A 20,191-nucleotide genomic window follows, 5' to 3' on the forward strand; every position below is an offset into this window, starting at 1 on the left:
GGGTTATCTTGTCGGAAATAAGCAATGAACTGGAACAGGCTAGGAAATATGGAAATAAGATTCGCATTACAGATATTGCGATTAAAAAAGTTCAATATATTGAGTATAAGGGGTTGACGGATGCACAAAATGCAATTATGCAGCGGTTGGCAAAAGAAGTATTGTTTCTTTCGCAGGCATACAATGATAGTAACGAGGTTGCAATTACCTGCGATTTGGCATTATCGGATCCCCTGGAGAATTATGGAGTCTGTCTGGGTGACGAGCATAGCGTGGACGTCTGTTCTGATACGCAGTCCAATCACCTGATTGTTTCGGCCAAGATGTGCACAGTTGTAATCCTTCATAATCATCCGTCTTTACAGACATTTTCGCTAGATGATATCAGATTTTTTGTGGCAAACAGAGGGATTTCTATTTTGGTGGTGGTGAGTAATCAGGGGAAAGTCCATTACTTATATAAAGATAAAAAGTATTCTGAGAGGGAAACAATACAATTGTTTAACGAGTGTGTAGATGGATTAGACCGCTCATCTATGGTCAGTGAACGATATCATAGAGCGTTGGCATTTTTAGCAAGGTGCAGTGAGACAGGGCTGTTTTATAGTTAGGAGGGATTGCTTTATGAGCAAAAACTATGTGCTGAATGACTTGGAGTTTGATAATGTTCCTTTGAAAATCATACTGCCTTCTGACAGTGAGGAATGTGATGAGAAAGAATTGCAGAAAAGCAGGGAGAAGAATCGGGAGCTCATTGAAAGAATGAGAAATGATAAAAAATACCGGGAGCTGGTTTCGACACCTTGAATAACGCAGGAGGAAGCAGTGAACAGCAATATTGTAGTGACATGTGTCAGGGCAGCAAAACGTAGGTGTAGTTGCCCTGCTTTGTTCATAATAATAAAAGACTCGCGAAGCGTGGCTTCTATTGTTGGAAAACATAGAAGTAAATTGCCTGGGTAGAGCAGGTAATCAGTTACTGATGAGGGAGAAAACATAAGATGGCGGTCAAAAAGACAGAACTATACAGTTCTCTGTGGGCGAGCTGTGATGCGTTGCGCGGAGGCATGGATGCCTCACAATATAAAGATTACGTGCTCACTTTGTTGTTTATGAAATATGTGACGGACAAGTATAAAGGACAGAAATATGCAGATATAAAAGTTTTTGACAAAGCCCACGATACGAACAGGGATCCAGACAAAAGAACAGGATGTTCTTTTGATGATTTTATTGCGCTGAAAAACAAAAAGAACATCGGGGACGGAATTGATAAGGTGATTGCCCGTCTGGCCGAGGAAAATGACAGCTTGAAAGGGGTTATAGACATTGCTCATTTTAATGATGAAGCTAAAATTGGCAAGGGTCAGGAAATGGTGGACAAGCTTACAAAGCTGATTGCGATTTTCCAGAGACCGGAACTGGATTTCTCAAAAAACAGAGCCGAAGGCGACGATATTATTGGCGATGCTTATGAATATCTAATGCGGAATTTTGCTACTGAAAGCGGTAAAAGCAAGGGACAGTTCTATACACCGGCAGAAGTGTCCCGTATCCTTGCCCAGGTGATTGGTATTGATAAGTGTACGGATAGAGATGCAACAATATGTGACCCGGCTTGCGGCAGTGGTTCGTTGCTCATCAGGGCACTTACGGAGGCTCCGTTTGAAATCGCAGGATACGGACAGGAAAAAGAAAGCTCGACTGCCGGTCTGGCAAAAATGAATGCAGTGCTGCACAATAAACCGACAATCAGGATTATGTCAGGCAATACATTTTCTGATCCGCAATTTTTGAAAGCAGAGGATGCTTCTGAACTGGAGCGATTTGATTACATAGTTGCAAATCCCCCCTTTTCTCTCAAAAACTGGTCCGATGGACTGAAAGAGTATGGACGCTTTACCGGCTTTGGGGACAGGCCGCCGGAAAAGAACGGGGATTACGCATGGTTGATGCATATCCTGAAAACCTTGAAATCTACTGGAAAGGCAGCAGTCATTTTGCCCCATGGCGTTCTCTTTCGGGGAAATGCGGAAGGAATCATTAGAAAGGCAATTGTTGATAAAGGATGGATTAAAGGGATTATAAGCCTGCCTGCGAATCTCTTTTATGGAACCGGGATTCCTGCCTGCATTGTGGTAATCGATAAGGAGGGCGCCAATAATCGAGCTGGCATTTTTATGATTGACGCAGGGAAGGGATATGTGAAGGATGGGAATAAAAACCGCCTGCGGGAACAGGATATCTATAGGATTGTGACGACTTTTAACCAGCAGATTGAAACAGATCCGAAATATGCCAGATTTGTGCCGAATAAAGAAATCAAAGAGAAGAATGACTATAATCTGAACATTTCCCGCTATATAGATTCTTCTGAACCGGAGGATGTGCAGAATATTTATGCACATATCCATGGAGGCATTCCGGAGGCGGATATCGATTCCCTTTGGTGTTTTTGGAATGCATTTCCGAAGCTGAAAGATTCTCTGCTGGGCACTTTCCGTGATGGATACTACAAATTAATTGTGAAAGAGGATCAGATTCGCCCGACTATATTTTCAGATTCGGAATTTACCGCATATGGGGTAAAGATGGATGAGGCTTTCCTGAGATGGAAAGCATGTGCGGATCAGGAATTGAAAACGCTTAAGCCGGGAGTGTCCGCAAAAAAGTTGATTGAACGACTGGCACAGGTAATATTGGAAGAATTTGAGAACCTTATGCTTATTGATAAATATTCTGTTTATCAAGTGCTCCTGGCCTACTGGAACGAAGTGCTGGGGGATGACGTTTCGCTGATTTTATCGGAAGACACCGGATATGGCGTTGCCAGAGAGACGGAAAATATTACGAAAGAGACCAAGAAAAAGGATGATGATGGTAATCCGGAGCGAAAGGTGGTGGGATGGGAAGGAAAACTGATTCCAAAGGCTATCGTCATATCGGAACTCTTTCCGGAAGAGAAGCGGGCAATCGATGAATTGATCGAACTGGCGGCGGAGACGGATTCCAGATTGGCGGAATTAATTGAGGAGTCGGAATCGGATTCTATTCTTTCGGATATTTCGGACGGGGGGAGAGTCAGGAGCAGAGATATCAGGGATAAGATGGTGGAAATCAAGAAAGGCGCGCACACGCCGCTCATAGATGCGCTTGTGGAATTTCAGAATGTTTTTCCCGGAATAAAGAAAAAAGCAGATTATATGGATTATATTGGAGAACATATTCTCTGTGAAGCGGCATATGGCGACAATGGAACGGTAACGAAAGCTTCCATTGCATATGCGCTTGAATTGGCTCGTCTGGAGGCACCTGTAGCAGAAGCCTTTGAGAATGACTATAAGGAACTGGAAGCGGCATTTAAGCTGGCTGAACGGTTGGAGGATATGACAAAAATGATAAAGGCGCTTGAGAAAGAACTGGACACAAAGGCTCGTGAGCGTTATGCAGCTTTGACAGATGATGAAATCATGGATTTGTTGGTGAACAGAAAATGGTATTACTCTATCGGCAATGGAATTAACGATTTGTATAGGACGGTATCCCATCAATTGGCTGACAGAATCATGGAATTGTCCAGACGATATGAGAACACGCTGCTAGATCTTTTGGGACAGGTAAGCGCTTGTGAAAGTAAGGTGAAACAACATCTGGAAAGGATGGGATTCACATGGTAAGGGAAATGAAACATACGGAAATTGGAGAGATTCCTGTAGAGTGGGAGATTCAGACTTTTGAAGAGACGTTTCGTATGCTATCCAATAATACGCTGCCCAGGGCAGAAATGAATAATTGCGGAGGGACTGTCCGCAATGTCCATTATGGAGATATTTTGACACGGTTCGGAGAGGTACTGGATTGTGAAAAGGATGAGGTTCCCTATCTGAATGATGGCTCTCTTCTGACGGCATCGGCACAGGTTTTGCAGGATGGAGATCTGATTCTGGCTGATACGGCAGAGGACGATACTGTTGGGAAAGCAACGGAGGTTTATTGCTTGGGAAAGGGAAGGATGGTTGCGGGACTGCACACAATCCCATGTCGTGTTAAGAAAGGGGATTTCGTGCCAAAGTGGCTGGGGTATTATATGAATTCTCCTATATACCATAAGCAAGTGCTGCCGTATGTTACCGGAATTAAGGTCTCATCCATATCTAAGACGGCGATTTCGGAAACTTTGATTGCGGTTCCGCCGCTGGAAGAACAGAGGGTAATTGTGTCGGTTCTTTCAGAGGTGGATCGATTGCTGGTGGAACTGAAGAAGGTGGTTTCTAAATTAAGGGATTTTAAAAGGGGATGTTTGTATCTGATGTTTCCGCAAGACGGAACGGATGTTCCTCAAATGAGGGAGCCGGGATATGGTGAACCTTGGGAACGGCGTAAGATGGGGGACGTTTGCGATTATGTTGATTATAGGGGTAAAACTCCTACTAAAACAGAAACAGGAATATTTTTGGTTACTGCCAAAAATGTCAAAAATGGGTATATAGATTATGATTCTTCAAAGGAATATATAGCAGAAGAAGACTATGAAGAGGTAATGCATAGAGGCAAACCGAAAATAGGAGATGTTTTGATTACGACAGAAGCTCCGTGTGGTAATGTGGCACAAGTAAATTCAGTTAATATTGCGCTTGCACAGCGAATTATTAAGTATAGAGGATATGAAAAAGTTGTTGACAATACATATATGAAACATTATTTATTGTCACCTGTTTTTCAAAAAATTTTGGCTGTAAAGAGTTCAGGTGGAACGGTTCAAGGAATTAAAGGAAGCATATTACATCAACAGGTAATCCAGTACCCCACATATGATGAACAAGTAAGTATTGGTCAATATTTGGATACCCTCGACCTCCTCATCACCCTCCACCAGCAAAAGTTTGATAAATACTCCCAAATTAAAAAAGCTATGATGAGTGAATTGATAACCGGAAAAATAAAATTAGTGTAAACGGAAAGAAGGTTGTACAAATGAGTATTGGGGATACGGAACGTGCGACACAGAATCGGGTAGTGGATTTCTTTAGAAACCGGGACATTCTTGATTACGATTACCTTGGTAATCTGAAAGGCGAGGTAAATAAAAACATTCGGGAAGATCGTCTCCGCGCGTATCTGCATCTTAGCGGTTACAGCGAAAAGTTGATTGATGGAGCTGTGACAGAGTTGGTCAAGACGGCTGACGATATGACGCATGGATTGTACATTGCCAATCAGCAGGTTTATTCCCTGCTGAAATATGGCGCAAAGGTCAGAGAGACTCCGGAGAGCGCGCCTCAGACGGTCTATTTCATAGATGAGGAGAATCCGACCAATAATCATTTTTCCATTGCAGAGGAAGTTACGGTGGTGGAGCGCCAGGAGAAGCGGCCGGATCTTGTGATTTACCTGAATGGCATTGCCGTTGCGGTAATTGAACTGAAAAAGAAAAGTGCCTCAGTATTAAATGGTATCCGCCAGAATCTGACCAATCAGAGAGACGGATTTATAGCCCCGTTTTTTACTACCGTGCAGTTCTGCATGGCAGGAAATGAGATAGAAGGGCTGCGCTATGGGACAACACTGACGAAAGAAAAGTATTATATGGAATGGAAACCGGACGGCTTCCATGAAAATGAAGAGGAACGGGATCAGGAAGATATCCGTATTATGGCTTATTGTAAGCATATTGAAAATCTGCTTCTTCGGCAATTGTATCAGATGTTTGATAAGAAGCGTTTTATTGATTTGATAGAAAATTTTGTGATTTTTGACAAGGGGACAAAGAAAGTGTGCCGTTATAATCAGTACTATGGCATAAAGCGCACACAGAGCCGTCTTGCCAAAGGGCGCGGCGGTATTATCTGGCATACACAGGGCAGCGGGAAAACCCTGACCATGGTCTGGCTGTCCAAGTGGATTTTGTCCCACAGTGATGATGCACGGGTCCTAATTGTGACAGACCGTGACGAACTGGATGAGCAGATGGAAAGGACTTATAAAGGTGTCGATGAGAAAATTGTCAGAACAAAAAGCTGTGATGATTTGCTTCGCAGGCTAAATTCTTATGATGACTCGCTGCTATGTTCTCTGGTGCATAAATTTGGCAGACGCGGCGGGGAGGCAACAGAGGCTGATTATGACAAATATGTTGATGAACTTAAGAAAGCTCTTCCGGCTGACTTTGAGGCAAAGGGGAAGATTTATGTGTTTGTGGATGAATGCCATAGAACACAGTCAGGAAAGCTGCACACAGCCATGCAGGCAATCATGCCGAAAGCCATTTTCATTGGTTTTACCGGGACGCCTCTGTTGAAGAAGGATAAGAAAACCAGTATTGAAGTATTTGGAACCTATATTCACAGCTACAAATATAACGAGGCTGTGCGGGACGGAGTCGTTTTAGATTTGCGCTATGAATACCGAGATATTCCGCAGGAACTTTCTTCCCACGACAGGATTGATCAGTGGTTTGAGGTAAAGACGCGGATTCTTTCCCCCAGAGCAAAGGCCAAATTAAAAGAGAAATGGGCTAATATGCAGAAGATCTACAGTTCCCGATCCAGACTGGAAAGGGTCGCCTGGGATATCATGCAGGATTTTGACTTGAAAGCCAGGCTCATGGACGGGAACGGCAATGCTATTCTTGTGGCAGACCGCATTTATACTGCCTGCAAGTATTATGAAATATTCCAGCAGCGCGGGTTCAGGCAATGCGCCATTATTTCCTCCTACACGCCGCAGGCCGGAGATTTGCGTACAGATACAGTAAGCCTGGAGGAGGACACGGAAAAGTTTGAAAAATATGATATCTATTTGCGTATGCTTGGATTGGATCCAGACCATCTTCCAGAAAAGCTTTCCATCCGGAAAAGAGTGGAAGATTTTGAGACCGAGGCAAAGGAGAAGTTTATCAATGAGCCGGCGAATATGAAGCTGTTGATTGTTGTCGACAAGCTTCTGACAGGTTTTGATGCTCCGCCATGCACCTATTTGTACATAGATAAGAAAATGCAGGATCACGGGCTGTTTCAGGCGATCTGTCGTGTCAACCGTCTGGATGGAGATACGAAGGAATTTGGTTTTATTGTTGACTATAAGCAATTGTTCGGAAACCTTAAAGCGGCCATGGACAAATATACATCAGGCGCTTTTGAGGGGTATGATCCGGAGGATGTGGAAGGCCTAATCAAGGACAGAAGCGAAGAAGCCATCAAGCATTTTAAAGAAGTCTATGAAGAACTGGAAGAACTGTGCGAGGGTGTGGAAGCACCAAGGGAGGATTTGCAGTACATTCACTATTTCTGCGGGGAAGCGGGGATGAGTGAAGACGTGGATGAAATCTATACTCGTCTTCGGGGAAAGCTGTACAGGCTGGTCAGCGTACTGGTTCGCGCTTTTGTGGAGGCGAAACCGTATATGGTGGATATGTGTACTGCTTCTGAATGGAAAACGTATGAGGAAAAAGTTCGCTTTTATATTGAGCTAAAGCAGACGATCGGCAATAAAAGCGGGGACTTTCTGGATTTGAAAGCTTATGAGCCGGATATGAGGAAGCTGATCGATAATTATATTATTGCCGGTGACAGCATCAAAATCGGAGAGTTTGACGACCTGACGCTTCTGGATTTTGTGAATGATCAGGGGAATACCATGACGGCTGGACATTCCACATTCGGACAAAGGCAAAGCGCGGCGGAGGCGATTGAGAACAATATTCGGCGTAAAATGGTGGAGAGGGTTACGGTCAATCCGAAGTATTACGAGAAGATGTCGGCCATCCTGGAAGAACTGATTGAAGAGAGGAAGCAGGGAGTTGCTTCTTATAAGGAATTGCTGGAAAAATACATTAAATTGGCAAAGGATGTGAATCAGCCGGAAGAAAATGAAGCTTACCCGGAAAGTATCCGGAAAAGCAGGGCGCTACAGGCCCTTTATGATAATGTGGGTGAGGACGAGGAACTGGCACTGAGATTACATGAAGCAGTGATGCGCAGTAAAATGAACGGTTTTCGAGGAGATACAATCAAGGAAAACCGGATAAAAAGGGCGATGCTGGCTATCCTCATGGAGGATTCGGAGATGGAGCGCCTTTTTAAAATCATCGAGAAGCAGGAGGAATATTGACAGATGCGGCTCGTGGTTTCGGGTATACCAATTGAGGTTCAAAAAAAGAATATTAAGAACATGCATCTGCAGGTGAAACCGCCGGATGGCCATGTGGTTATTTCTGCACCCTTAAGCATGAACGATAAAGCGATTGAAATGTATGCAAGGACAAATCTTGGTTGGGTAAAAAAACAGATTGAAAAATTTCAGGAACAGCCGCGCAGCGCAAAGCGGCAGTATGTCAGCGGGGAGACCATGTACATCTGGGGAAAGCAGTATTTTCTGACATTTATTGCAGATGCACAGAAGAACAGCTTTGAAATTGTTGGAAATAAAGTTTATCTGCACATGCGTGAGGATAGTTCTGTAAGACAGCGCGAAAGTTATGTTCGTGAGCAGCATCGCATTATGCTGAAAGGGGAAATAGAACGTCTGTTGCCCAAGTGGGAGCAGATTACAGGATTGTACTGTGAGTCCTGGCAGACAAAATACATGACAACTCGCTGGGGGACTTGCAATACGGACAAAAAGCGGTTGTGGTTTAATCTGCAGTTAATACAGAAACCTGTGGAATGCCTGGAATATGTAATCCTCCATGAACTGATCCATCTGCGCGAACGGACGCATAATGAGATATTTACAGCATATATGGATTTATATATGCAAAACTGGCGTGAAATTCGAAAACAATTGAACGACTCAATGCTAGATTATTATGATGCCCAGGATGAAAGTCCGCTTCAAAAACTGATTGACCAGAGACGTTATGGTGAAATAAAGAATGCGGTATCAACTCATCTGGGAGGAGAAGTGAAGCAAAAGAAAGCGACACTTTCCGATATAAAAATACAGGATGTAGTTCATATCGAGCAGCCGGAAGAAGGATATATTTGTTTTGATATTATTGTGTCCTGTGACATGGAATATTCCGTGCCGAAGTCTGACAAGACATCATTTCAGGAAAGATGGCTGAGGATACATTGTCAGGTATTGTTGGGAATTGACTTGTCTGAGTTTCAAATTGTCTGGGTTATGGAATGTGGGCAGATGGAAGAAGCAGAAAATGAAAAAAATTCCGGGGACCTGGTGCCTGTTATCTCCAGAAGTTCTTTCGAGGATGAAGCAACCGGATTTTTGGAGAAATATTATCCGAAAGCCTTAAAGGAAGCAGTACCGGTTCCCATCAGGCAGATTGCTGAAAACATGGGGTTGACTATTATCGAGAAAGAATTGTTTTCTGATGGATCGGATGCCTTTGGGATACTTTTTCTTGAGGATGGAAATATACAGGATAAGAACAGGAATATTGCAATTCGCAATGCTAAGCGCGGAATGATGTTTATCGATTCCCAGCATTATCATGCACAGACGCTTGGAAACGTCAATGTTATGATTGCCCATGAGTGCTTTCACTGGTATAGGCATCAGCCATATCATTTGTTGATGAAAATGCTGGGGGTTAGTGATGACATAAGCGTTATTCGCTGCAGGGTTAATCTCGACGATAGGGACACGGAGGAGTGGAGCCCTGTAGATTGGATGGAATGGCAGGCAAACGGTATTGCACCGTACCTATTAATGCCTGCAAGGACAGCGACACGAAAGATTGAAGAGATGCTAAGAGAATATCATGTTGATTCTGATGAGGCGGGGAGCGGGCGCCAGATGGAAGAATTGATTTCTGAACTGGCTGGTTTTTATGGGGTGTCCGAACAAGCCGCAAAAAGTCGAATGAGTGAATTAGGATTCCATCGTGTGGACGATGCTCCCGGCTATATGCCTAGCTGCATAAAAAATTGCTTAGAGATAGAGACATCGGAAACAAGTGGATATGAGCCTTTTGGCAATAGGATGGGGCAGAAAACATTTATATCAGGGCTGTGCCAAAGCAAAATGAATGGGTCCTAACTTTACACAAGGCGGAGGGGCAGGTCTTTGGCATTGGGTGTAAGATTTCCACCATCGCCGGGCCGGTGATTCTGTATGGGATATTTGCCAGCTGGTTGCTGGGGGTGATTTACTGGATTGGGAAGTGCTTTGGGGTATTTTGAGGGAAGTCACAGAAAAGATATAAAAGCAGAGATTGTATTATGGGCAGGGTAGCGAATGAAATCATTTGTTACCTGCTTTTTATTGTGCTTTTAATTTTTTTCGATTATAATACGGATATGCTGAAAAGCAGAGAGGATTTTTCCTGTAGCAGGAAAAAATTTCAATTTAAATAGTTTTTAAAGGAGAAAATATGGAAGAATTGTTTGAATTGACAAAATTTGATTCCTATAAAGAGGATAACCGCAGGGAAGTTAAAAAAGCCGAAGGCGGACTTCCAAATAGCTTGTGGGATACTTACTCTGCTTTTGCCAATTGCTATGGCGGAGTTATCATTCTTGGGGTAAAAGAGGATAAAGATGGTAATTGGCATACAACCGGGCTGAAGAATGCGGCAAAATTGAAGAAGGATTTCTGGGATACTCTTAATAATCGGAAAAAGGTGAGTATAAATCTTTTGAAAGATGGTGATGTGGAAACTTTTTCGGTGGCTGGCACAGATGACGTGATTATGGTAATCTGGGTGCCGAGTGCAAAACGGGAGCAAAAACCAGTATATATCAATGATGATCTGTTTGGAGGAACTTTCCGCAGAAATTGGGAGGGAGACTATCACTGTACCAGATTGCAGGTCAAAACAATGCTGAGGGATCAGGCAGAGGAAACTATGGATATGGAAGTGATTGAGGAGGCTGATATTGAGGATCTGAATCAGGATTCCATCCGCGGTTATCGCAACAGCCACAAATCCTTTAAGCCGGGACACCCTTTTGAGAGACTGGATGACAAGGAATATCTCAGAGTGATTGGAGCAGCGGGTTTTTCGAAAGACGATAAAAAACTTCATCCTACGGCGGCCGGAATGCTTATGTTTGGAAATGAGTATGACATTGTGAGATATTTTCCGGACTATTTTTTGGATTATAGGGAGAACCTGGATACAGTGCTCAGATGGACGGACAGGCTTCAATCATCGTCTGGCGAATGGTCGGGAAATGTATTCGACTTTTATTTCCGTGTATACAATAAGCTTACGAAGGATATTAAGGTGCCATTTCGGATGGAGGGCGGTTTTCGGGTGGATGATACGCCGGTTCACAGGGCGCTGAGGGAGGCATTGGCGAACTGTATTATCAATACGGACTTTTATGGGAAATATGGTGTTCTCATAATCAAAGAAGATGATAAAATCATATTGGAGAATCCCGGTTATATCAGACTCGGGAAGGAGCAGATGCGCAGAGGAGGAAAATCCGACCCAAGAAATAAGAGTCTGATGAAAATGTTTAATCTGATAGATATCGGCGAGCATGCGGGAAGCGGAGTACCTAATATTTTTAATGTATGGGAAGACGAAGGGTGGGAAGAGCCTGACATAAAGGAAGATTTTGATCCGGACAGGACATCGCTGACTTTAAAATTTATAAAAAAACAAGCGATAAAAACAAGCGATAAAAAACAAGCGATAAAAACAAGCGATAAAAAACAAGCGATAAAAACAAGGAACAACCAGGAAAAAATCAGGTTGTATTTACAGGAGAATGAAACGGCGAAAACCAGAGATATTGCGGAATTGTTGGATTTGAGTATGGCGAGGGCGAGAGAAATACTCTCTGTGATGGATGATGTGGAAGCGATAGGAAGAAATAAGACAAGGACATACCGCTTGCGAAAGGAATTTTTCAAAAATTAATGGGTCCTAACTTGACACAAGGCGGAGGGACAGGTCTTCGGCATCGGGTGTAAGATTTTCACCATCGCCGGGCCGGTGATTCTGTATGGGATATTTGCCAGCTGGCTGCTGGGGATGATTTACTGGATTGGGAAGTGTTTTGGGGTATTTTGAGGGAAGTCACAGAAAAGGTATAGAAGCAGAGATTGTATTATGGGCAGGGTAGCGAATGAAATCATTTGTTAGCCTGCTTTTTATTGTGCTTTTATTTTTTTCCATTATAATATGGATATAAAATATACGATTGCGAACATGGGAAAAGGAAAGCATATCGGCATGGAAACGCTGACAGAAATTTGTGACGCTCAACTAAGCGTTTAGTATTGAATCAACGCTTAATATGTTCTAAATAGAGTTTCTTTTTGATATACTGCGGTCACAAATATAGCAAAGGAGATTTATTGTATGGATCAGAAAAGAATAGGTGCCTTTATTGCACAGTGCAGAAAAGAAAAAAATCTGACACAAATGCAGCTTGCAGAAACTTTAGGGATTACCAGTCAGGCAGTTTCCAAATGGGAAACCGGGGATTCACTTAGATAAAGATACCACACCATTCCCACGCTGACTTTTGCTCAACCGATACAGCCGGAGGGCTGGATAACAAGAAAAGGCGGTATGCGCCCCGTAGAGGGGTAGCGTACCGCCTTTTCTTGTGGGGGGTTTCCAAAGGGGGCAACGCCCCCATTTGGCACACGACTTTGCGAAGCAAAGTGTAGTGTGTTATACGCTCTGTCGGCGTTGCCGTGAAAATGCCGTTGCCGCCGGGGAGGGGCGGCAGGAAAACAGGGCTGTGCTTGTGTGGCGTGGAGCCGCAAGCGCAGGTCTGTTTTCATCAGCAGACAGGGCGTATATGAAAGCCCCCGTCCCTCGTCCTACGCTCCGACTTGTGGACAAAGTGTCCCGAAGTTGTGGCTACACTCCCGGAAAAGTAACAGGACAGCGGGTAACCGTCAAGGCTGAAATGAACGGGTTTACACCCGGCCTTGACCGCCACCCGCCGTCCCACTGAATGGGTGGACAAGGCGGCCAATCCCTCAAAGTGCTTGTCCGCGCTCTTTCTGATTTTGAGGTATTCAGTTTTTCAAAATTGAATAATCAAAATAAATTTTTTCGATTGAAAAAATTTTATTTGTTATCATCTTCAATGCCATATTTTTTCTTTTGCCGAATCACATAATTACTGATTTTTTCATCATATAGTGGATACTGGTAATCCAACTGGCATGCCACTTCTGACGAAACCTCCCGGAACAATGCCATACATTGTTCAAAGGATTCCCACATATGGGGATAGGAATCCATATTATAAGTGGACATAAGTCGTTCCCACAATTCCTCTGGGACATATTGCTTCATAAATTTATAGTTTTTTCCCAAACTGAAATGAAATCCCTGTTTGATACCAATCAGCCAGGAAATCATGCGAAGCAATTCTTTTCGTACTATATCATTCATATGGTCAATAGCAAAAAGAATTTCTTTGCGGCATAAGCCCTTTACTACATATGTTGTAGTATTCCAAAATTCATTACAGCAATCGTCAAACATTCTTTGAGTAGGCTTCTGCAAGTGGTAGTCTATATCCGTTGGTATTGGCGGCTTTACGATACGGTTGTCTTTATCCAACAGTAACTTTACCAGTTTATCCCATGTAAAATACTCGTCTATCAGTTCCAGCGGCAGCAAAGTTAAATCTATCTTAACATCATCAGTAAACAGCATTAAATATGAAAATCCCTTTTCTACAGCTGGAAATAATTCCATATCTTCCGGCTTTTGCAGAATCAACCTTTCACCAAATATATCTAGCCATTTATCATCACTTGTGAAGCTGTCCATATCCGTAACAAAAAAAGTAATATCAAAATCCTGAAAATCATCAGGCGGAATATTTGTATTTGTTCTAGATCCTTCCAAAGTAACCATGCGAATGCGTTTGTCTGTTTTTGCAAAATTCAAAACAATATCATAAACTTCCTTTTCTGATCTCATTTTTATCTCCTCCAATTATTGAAATAGGTGTGAAACCATTTTAGGGCTTTCCCGCCTTGATTACCCTTTAGCAAAGACGGGCGGGACTGTCAACGGCGGCGCATGAAATGCGCCGTTCATCTTGACCATTGACTGGCTCGGCTGGCTTTGCTATTTATTTTCTAAACTTTTATGCTTGTAGTTTTCGAGTTTCTTTCAGAATTGTTTAAGAATTTTTCAAATAGTATTCATTCAATATATCTGCTAAGGCTTTTGGATTTTCTTCATTGACAACATGGCCTGTATTCTCAATAATTTTCAATTCTGCGCTTCTAATACTTTGTGATAAGTAATCCGCTGATTTCATATTTGCACTGTCTTTCTTTCCGCAAAGAATTAAAGTGGGGCACTTAATATTTTTCACCCTATCACTGAAATCTAAATTCTTCATAGTGTCCCCTAAAGCAAATGTGTTCTTTTTATCAAATGCCATAGTTTCAAAAATAGATTTTGGTAAAAATCTGAAAATTATATTTTGAAAACTAAATGCTACTTTCGGGACTTTATATGGCGTTCCGATTAAAACTAATGTTTTCACTTTTTGCGGGAAATCCAAAGCAAAATTCAGAGCCAAAATACCACCTAATGAAAGACCGCATAAATGAATTTGTCCGTCAAATTCGTTACAATATTTTACAAATGAAGAATATAGATTTTCGTAGCTTGCCTCTTTCCCTTCAAGGATGGAGGATAAATTTGGACATACAATATCTTCGTTGTTTGTCATGTATGAAATTGTTTTTTCCCAACTTGTTGCTTTGTGTCCTGAGCCGTGAACAAATATTTTTGTTGCCATAAGTATCTCCTTTGAATTTTATGTTTTATTTTCCTGCCTGCTCAATCATCTTCTTCGCCAACTGCTGGAACAGGTCGGCAGTTTCTTTGTCCATCGGCGCAAGCTGTCCGATCTGTCCGGCTATCATCGCTGTTACATCGTCAATGGAAAGCGGGTTTTGTTTCTGCTCCGCCATAGTGTCCCGCATGGCTTGGAACATAGCGGCGGTCACAGCTTCTCCCGGCTGTTCCCCGTTGTCAATGTCTTTCTTAATGTCCCGCAGGATAGCAAGGAACACATTTTTGATTTTCTCTATCTCCGCTTCATGTTCCCCCATCTTCTGAGCGTTCAAAAGCTGTAAATCCTGCTTTGCTTCCGCCCGGTGTTCCGGGTGTTCTTTCATCAGGTCGGACAGGGAAGCCGTTGCCATCTCGATAAGCTGGTTTCGTGCCATTATCCCCTTTGCCGCCGTGTCCTGAAAATAAATCCGTATCAAATCTATCAGCTTGGGAAAATTCCTGTGTTCCAGTAAGCGATTGAGTATTTGCACATCAACAGCACCCGTCACAAGCCCCCTCACGGCTCCCTCGGACAAGCCTAATTCAGAAATATCGTAGCTTTTGCGGACGCTCACGGTAGACAAGCCCAGTATGTAGTCTGTCGATACCTTAAATTCCTTTGCCACACCTATGAGAATATCACTGCTGACCGTTCTCGTTTCGCCGCTGACAATGCGGCTCAACTGGGAAGCGGAAACGCCTATCTTCTCCGCAAGTTCCTTTTGTGTGATATGGTTTCCGTTGCATAAATCGGAAATCCGCTGTCCGGGTGTTCCGGGTAAAGCCATAGACACGCACCTCCTCCGCATACTTCCATTATACAGGATGATTGCAAAAATGCAATTTCCAAAGTGTAAACTTCATCAAAATGCAATTCTCGCAAAATTCCGGGGATTGCATTTTTTTCGTGTAGACTTAGGATAGTTCATCGATGGACAGCACCTTGAAAACAGAATGACCGTCCGAAAAGGAATACCCCGGCTGGGGAAGCACCGCAAGGAACCGGACTTCGGGACAAAATGTCCCGAAGCTGCGGGGAGCGTGCCAAAGCTGGAAATCCTTTCGGGGAAAACGGCAACGGAAAGCAAAATGGAGGGAACGCATGAGAAATAACCCCTATAAAGACTTGCCGCCGCTGGAACGCAGGCCGGACGGTTCCCTTTACCGCATGACACCGGCACAGAGGAAACAGGCGGCCAGCCTGATACGCCGGGAGTGCTGTTGCTGTGAGGACGGCAACTGCATTGTCCTTGACGATGGGGACACCTGCACCTGCCCGCAGACGGTTTCTTTCTCGGTCTGCTGTAAGTGGTTCCGCTGGGCGGTCTTGCCGCTGGACGGGACGCTGGAAGCGGAGATTTTCCGGGATAAGGACTTGAAACGCTGTGTGGTCTGCGGCGGTGTGTTCGTCCCCAAATCCAACCGGGCAAAATACTGCCCCGGCTGTGCCGCCAGAGTTCACAGGCGGCAGAAAACAGAAAGTGAACGGAAAAGGAGGTCTGCTGTGGACAGTTAGGAGCGAAAAAAGCCTTGATTTATCAGGCTTTGCAAGCCCCAAACCGGGGCAGGTGGTATAAAGTATCGCCCGCCCCGGAAAACGGGCTTCTAACCGTCCACAAAACGCACTATGACAAATACCATCTATATCCATCAGCCGGAAAAGGCGTTCAGCTTCACCCGGCTCCCGAATTTCCTCTTTGAAGCCCCCACATTCAAGCCCCTGTCCAACGAGGCAAAGGTTCTGTACGCCTTTATCCTGCGCCGGACAGAGTTGTCCCGCAAGAATGGGTGGGCGGATGACTGCGGACGGATTTTCCTGTATTACCCCATCTGCGAGGTGGTTGACCTGCTCCACTGTGGGCGGCAGAAAGCGGTGAACACCCTGCGGGAACTGCAATACGCCGGACTGGTGGAAATCCAGAAGCAGGGCTGTGGAAAACCCAACCGCATTTTCCCAAAATCCTATGAAGCGGTTCCAAACACTGACTTCAAGAAATCCCGTTCTGGTACGCCGGAGGACTGAAAACCGTACCCATGAAGTACGGAAACCGCCCCTCTTGAAGTACGAAAACCGGACGGTATATAGAAATACAAAGATTAAAATGATTTATTTATATCCATTCCATTCCTATCGTATCAGAGATAATTCCGGCGGGATTTTCCCTGTGGAAAACCCCGGATAGGAAAGGAATGGGGAAAGGAGCAGAATGGCACAACACGCAATTTTGCGGTTTGAGAAGCACAAGGGCAACCCGGCAAGGCCGCTGGAAGCCCATCACGAAAGACAGAAAGAACAATACGCCAGCAACCCCGACATTGACACAAGCCGGAGTAAATACAACTTCCATATCGTCAAGCCGGAGGGACGCTATTACCACTTCATTCAGAGCCGTATCGAGCAGGCTGGATGCCGGACGAGGAAAGACAGCACACGGTTTGTCGATACGCTGATAACCGCCAGCCCGGAGTTCTTCAAGGGGAAATCCCCAAAAGAGATACAGGCGTTCTTCCAAAGGGCGGCAGATTTCCTCATTGGCCGGGTAGGACGGGAAAATATCGTGTCGGCGGTGGTACACATGGACGAGAAAACGCCCCACCTGCATTTGACCTTTGTTCCGCTGACAAAGGACAACCGCCTGTGCGCTAAGGAGATTATCGGCAACCGGGCAAACCTGACGAAGTGGCAGGACGATTTTCACGCCTATATGGTGGAGAAATATCCCGACTTGGAGCGTGGGGAAAGTGCCAGCAAGACAGGCCGGAAGCATATCCCCACCCGGATTTTCAAACAGGCGGTTTCCCTCTCCCGGCAGGCAAGAGCCATTGAAGCCGCCCTTGACGGCATTAACCCGCTGAACGCCGGAAAGAAAAAAGAGGAAGCCCTCTCCATGCTGAAAAAGTGGTTCCCGCAGATGGAGAACTTCTCCGGGCAACTGAAAAAGTACAAGGTCACAATCAATGACCTGTTGGCGGAGAATGAGAAGCTGGAAGCAAGGGCAAAGGCCAGCGAAAAAGGAAAGATGAAAGATACGATGGAACGGGCAAAGCTGAAAAGCGAACTGGACAATTTACAGCGGCTGGTTGACCGTATCCCGCCGGATATACTGGCGGAACTGAAACGTCAGCAGCGGCACACGGTAAAGGAAAGGTGATAGATATAAGCAGAAATTTTCGCCGCCTTTGTGCGGCATTGTACCTTGAAAACTGAATATGGAGGACACTGGATGGCAAAAAGCGAAAGCGATATTTTCACACCCCGGACAGGGCAGGTCATACAAGCAGAGAACGGCACGCAGTATTTTGTATGTGGGAACAACCGTATAAAAATCTCCGAACACTTCGCCGCAGGCGGGAAGCCCCTCGGTGATCTGATTGTAGATGTGGTGCGGCATACCGCAGAAAAAGCCGCTTCAACCTGATAGCCCATCATTGATAACACGCCCACGCTTATGATATAATTGCCATAGAGCAAAAGTATTGTAAGCGTGGGTTGTTTCTTTAGAAGGAGGATTTTTAACGGTGAAACAACCTTACAATACTACGATTTACAACACGGCGCTTTATATGAGATTGAGCCGGGACGATGAAAACTATGGTGACAGCGTAAGCATTGAAACACAGCGGACAATCCTGCAACAGTACGCAAAGGAACAGGGGCTTCATGTAGTCGGTGAGTATGTGGACGATGGCTGGTCGGGGACGAACTTTGTTGAGGTAAGATAACGATACCTTTTTTGCAGAGGGTGTTATCTTACCTCTTTTTGATGTATGTTAGATAGCATAACTCTTTACGTCGGCTCCTATCTGTCTGAAATAGGAGATACTTTCAGTAGGCTTGTCGCCTGTATCAACTCTGCCGACAAAGCTATAAAAGATTTCGATTTTGCGGGTGTTCGTTTCCTTATCCAGTTCGTGAATAAGAATACGGTCAATAAATTCATGGACGTTTTCGTAGGTCAGTTCTTCAATCGCTGTGTATCTGCGTACCAGTGCGACAAACCTTTTTACGTCCGCGCTGCGCTCGGTGGCGTTGTCGATTTCCTGTGACAGCTCCGCAATCCTCCGGGTCAGCGTCTTTTTTTCTTCATCATAGCCGGAAGTCAGAAAAGCAAATTGTTCATCTGAAAGTTTCCCTAAAGCGTTGTCCTCGTAGAGCTTGCGGAATAAGATGTTCAGCTCGTTAATACGGTTCTGCGCCTTGTCAAGTTCTTTCCGCTGCTGTGTCAGCGTCTTTTGTACTGCCTTTGCGCTGCACTCGTTGGCGGTTTCGATAAACTCCTGTTCATGCTCTTTCACATAAGACGTTACTCGCTGCAAGTCTGCAAGGACAAGTTCTTTCAATACGCTTTTGCGGATATAATGCGTAGTGCAGAGCATATCATTTCTTGCCCGGTTGCGGTAGTTGCCGCAAGTGTAGGCGTGTTTCCGTTCAAGCGTCCCGGCTCCGCGTACTGCATACATTTTGTAGCCGCAGTCCCCACAAAAGAGCAGCCCGGAAAACAGGTCAATTTCATCAACCTTTGTCGGGCGTTGCCGGGTGGCAATCCGCTTCTGTGCAAGTTCAAAGGTTTCTTCATCAATCAAAGGTTCGTGAGTGTTGGGGAAGAAATACCTTTTTTCCTCCGGGTTCTTTTTCGTCTTTTTCGACTTATAAGATACCTTGTAGGTTTTCCCGGTTATGGTATGCCCTAAATACTCTTTCCTTGTCAGAATGTCGTACAGTGTCTTATCCGGCCAGTTGTACCATGCGTTGAGCTGTGGGCGGGGGTGGCGTTTGCTCCCTGTCCTGCGGTAGCGCAGTTCCCCGACGGTCAATATCTCATTGTCCCGCAGCCAGTTCTGGATTTCACACATACGGTCGCCCCGTACATACATTGCAAAAATCTGTTTTACGACGTGTGCCGTTTCCGGGTCGGGTATCAGATGATTGCGGTTATCCGGGTCGATAAGGTAGCCGTAAGGAGCTTCGCCGTTGACGCGCTCGCCTTTCTGTGCCTTTGCCTGTTTGACAGCCCGGATTTTCTTTGAGGTGTCGCGGGCGTAAAACTCGTTGAACCAGTTCCGCAGAGGGGTAAACTCGTTATCTTCCCTCGCTGTGTCTACACCGTCGTTAATGGCAATGTAGCGCACTTCGTATTCGGGGAAAACAATCTCTATCAGTTCGCCGGTTTTCAGATAATTACGTCCCAGACGGGAAAGGTCTTTTGTTATGACGGTCGCCACGTTCCCGGCTTCAACCTCATGCAGCATGGCTTGAAGCCCCTCACGCTCAAAGCTCACGCCGGAAAATCCGTCGTCTACAAAAAAGCGTGTGTTGAAAAAGTGGTGTTCGTCAGCATACTTTTGTAAAATCAGTTTTTGGTTCTGTATGCTTTCGCTTTCCCCGGCTTGCATATCTTCCTGGCTCAATCTGCAATATAAAGCGGTAATCTTGTCTGTCTGTAACATTTT

The 20,191-nt window shown here is 44.7% G+C and carries 16 protein-coding genes and 3 pseudogenes; 15 read left to right on the forward strand and 4 right to left on the reverse strand.

Going from position 1 to position 20,191, the window contains the following annotated elements:
* The first annotated feature begins 8 nt into the window (after positions 1-8).
* The 10 genes and pseudogenes from NSB25_RS00835 (at position 9) to NSB25_RS00880 (ending at position 12,415) form a co-directional block, all read left to right on the forward strand.
* The gene (locus NSB25_RS00835; RefSeq protein WP_103239660.1) at positions 9-611 is read left to right on the forward strand and encodes a hypothetical protein; all 603 of its coding nucleotides are present in this window, start codon (positions 9-11) and stop codon (positions 609-611) included.
* A 13-nt stretch (positions 612-624) separates the two neighbouring features.
* Complete coding sequence (locus tag NSB25_RS00840; RefSeq protein WP_103239661.1) at positions 625-807, forward strand: hypothetical protein; 183 nt, start codon at positions 625-627, stop codon at positions 805-807.
* A 194-nt stretch (positions 808-1,001) separates the two neighbouring features.
* Positions 1,002-3,677 carry a type I restriction-modification system subunit M gene (locus NSB25_RS00845; RefSeq protein ID WP_103239662.1) on the forward strand — a complete coding sequence of 892 codons (2,676 nt, stop codon included), beginning with the start codon at positions 1,002-1,004 and terminating at the stop codon, positions 3,675-3,677.
* Positions 3,671-4,954 (forward strand): restriction endonuclease subunit S, encoded by a 1,284-nt coding sequence (locus tag NSB25_RS00850; protein ID WP_103239663.1) that lies wholly within the window; start codon positions 3,671-3,673, stop codon positions 4,952-4,954. The genes NSB25_RS00845 and NSB25_RS00850 overlap by 7 nt, the downstream gene beginning before the upstream one ends.
* A gap of 20 nt (positions 4,955-4,974) precedes the next feature.
* Positions 4,975-8,109 carry a type I restriction endonuclease subunit R gene (locus tag NSB25_RS00855; protein ID WP_103239664.1) on the forward strand — a complete coding sequence of 1,045 codons (3,135 nt, stop codon included), beginning with the start codon at positions 4,975-4,977 and terminating at the stop codon, positions 8,107-8,109.
* A 60-nt stretch (positions 8,110-8,169) separates the two neighbouring features.
* The gene (locus NSB25_RS00860; RefSeq protein WP_257479214.1) at positions 8,170-9,999 is read left to right on the forward strand and encodes a YgjP-like metallopeptidase domain-containing protein; all 1,830 of its coding nucleotides are present in this window, start codon (positions 8,170-8,172) and stop codon (positions 9,997-9,999) included.
* A gap of 11 nt (positions 10,000-10,010) precedes the next feature.
* Positions 10,011-10,142, forward strand: a pseudogene (locus tag NSB25_RS29565) (SpoVA/SpoVAEb family sporulation membrane protein); the annotation flags it as partial.
* A 191-nt stretch (positions 10,143-10,333) separates the two neighbouring features.
* Complete coding sequence (locus NSB25_RS00870) at positions 10,334-11,833, forward strand: ATP-binding protein (RefSeq protein WP_103239666.1); 1,500 nt, start codon at positions 10,334-10,336, stop codon at positions 11,831-11,833.
* 21 nt (positions 11,834-11,854) lie between these two features.
* A pseudogene (locus tag NSB25_RS29570) lies at positions 11,855-11,986 on the forward strand (SpoVA/SpoVAEb family sporulation membrane protein); the annotation flags it as partial.
* Positions 11,987-12,277: 291 nt separating this feature from the next.
* Entirely contained in the window at positions 12,278-12,415 is a 138-nt protein-coding gene (locus NSB25_RS00880) for a helix-turn-helix domain-containing protein (protein WP_103239667.1), read from the forward strand.
* Positions 12,416-13,000: 585 nt separating this feature from the next.
* Here the strand turns inward: NSB25_RS00880 and NSB25_RS00885 are convergent.
* From NSB25_RS00885 to NSB25_RS00895, 3 genes are all read right to left on the reverse strand, one after another.
* Complete coding sequence (locus tag NSB25_RS00885) at positions 13,001-13,867, reverse strand: aminoglycoside 6-adenylyltransferase AadE (protein WP_001255868.1); 867 nt, start codon at positions 13,865-13,867, stop codon at positions 13,001-13,003.
* Between the two features lie 205 nt (positions 13,868-14,072).
* Positions 14,073-14,702, reverse strand: a complete 630-nt coding sequence (locus NSB25_RS00890) for an alpha/beta fold hydrolase (protein ID WP_002584987.1) — start codon at positions 14,700-14,702, stop codon at positions 14,073-14,075.
* 25 nt (positions 14,703-14,727) lie between these two features.
* Positions 14,728-15,528, reverse strand: coding sequence for a helix-turn-helix domain-containing protein (locus NSB25_RS00895; protein WP_002584986.1), 801 nt, complete (start codon positions 15,526-15,528; stop codon positions 14,728-14,730).
* Between the two features lie 314 nt (positions 15,529-15,842).
* On the opposite strand from NSB25_RS00895, the gene NSB25_RS00900 reads away from it, so the two are divergent.
* The 5 genes and pseudogenes from NSB25_RS00900 to NSB25_RS00920 all read left to right on the forward strand — a co-directional run.
* Positions 15,843-16,256, forward strand: a complete 414-nt coding sequence (locus tag NSB25_RS00900; RefSeq protein ID WP_002584985.1) for a cysteine-rich VLP domain-containing protein — start codon at positions 15,843-15,845, stop codon at positions 16,254-16,256.
* Positions 16,257-16,367: 111 nt separating this feature from the next.
* Positions 16,368-16,763, forward strand: a complete 396-nt coding sequence (locus tag NSB25_RS00905) for a replication initiator protein A (protein ID WP_002584984.1) — start codon at positions 16,368-16,370, stop codon at positions 16,761-16,763.
* Between the two features lie 184 nt (positions 16,764-16,947).
* On the forward strand, positions 16,948-17,892 hold the full coding sequence (gene mobV / locus NSB25_RS00910; protein WP_002584983.1) for a MobV family relaxase: 945 nt from the start codon (positions 16,948-16,950) through the stop codon (positions 17,890-17,892).
* 72 nt (positions 17,893-17,964) lie between these two features.
* A complete protein-coding gene (locus tag NSB25_RS00915; protein ID WP_002334813.1) occupies positions 17,965-18,159 on the forward strand; it encodes a hypothetical protein in 195 nt (64 codons plus the stop codon).
* A 145-nt stretch (positions 18,160-18,304) separates the two neighbouring features.
* Positions 18,305-18,448 (forward strand): annotated as a pseudogene (locus NSB25_RS00920) (recombinase family protein); the annotation flags it as partial.
* Between the two features lie 63 nt (positions 18,449-18,511).
* Here the strand turns inward: NSB25_RS00920 and NSB25_RS00925 are convergent.
* Complete coding sequence (locus tag NSB25_RS00925; protein WP_002569190.1) at positions 18,512-20,188, reverse strand: recombinase family protein; 1,677 nt, start codon at positions 20,186-20,188, stop codon at positions 18,512-18,514.
* Positions 20,189-20,191: the final 3 nt, after the last annotated feature.

Source organism: Acetatifactor muris, assembly GCF_024623325.1.
GTDB lineage: Bacteria > Bacillota > Clostridia > Lachnospirales > Lachnospiraceae > Acetatifactor > Acetatifactor muris.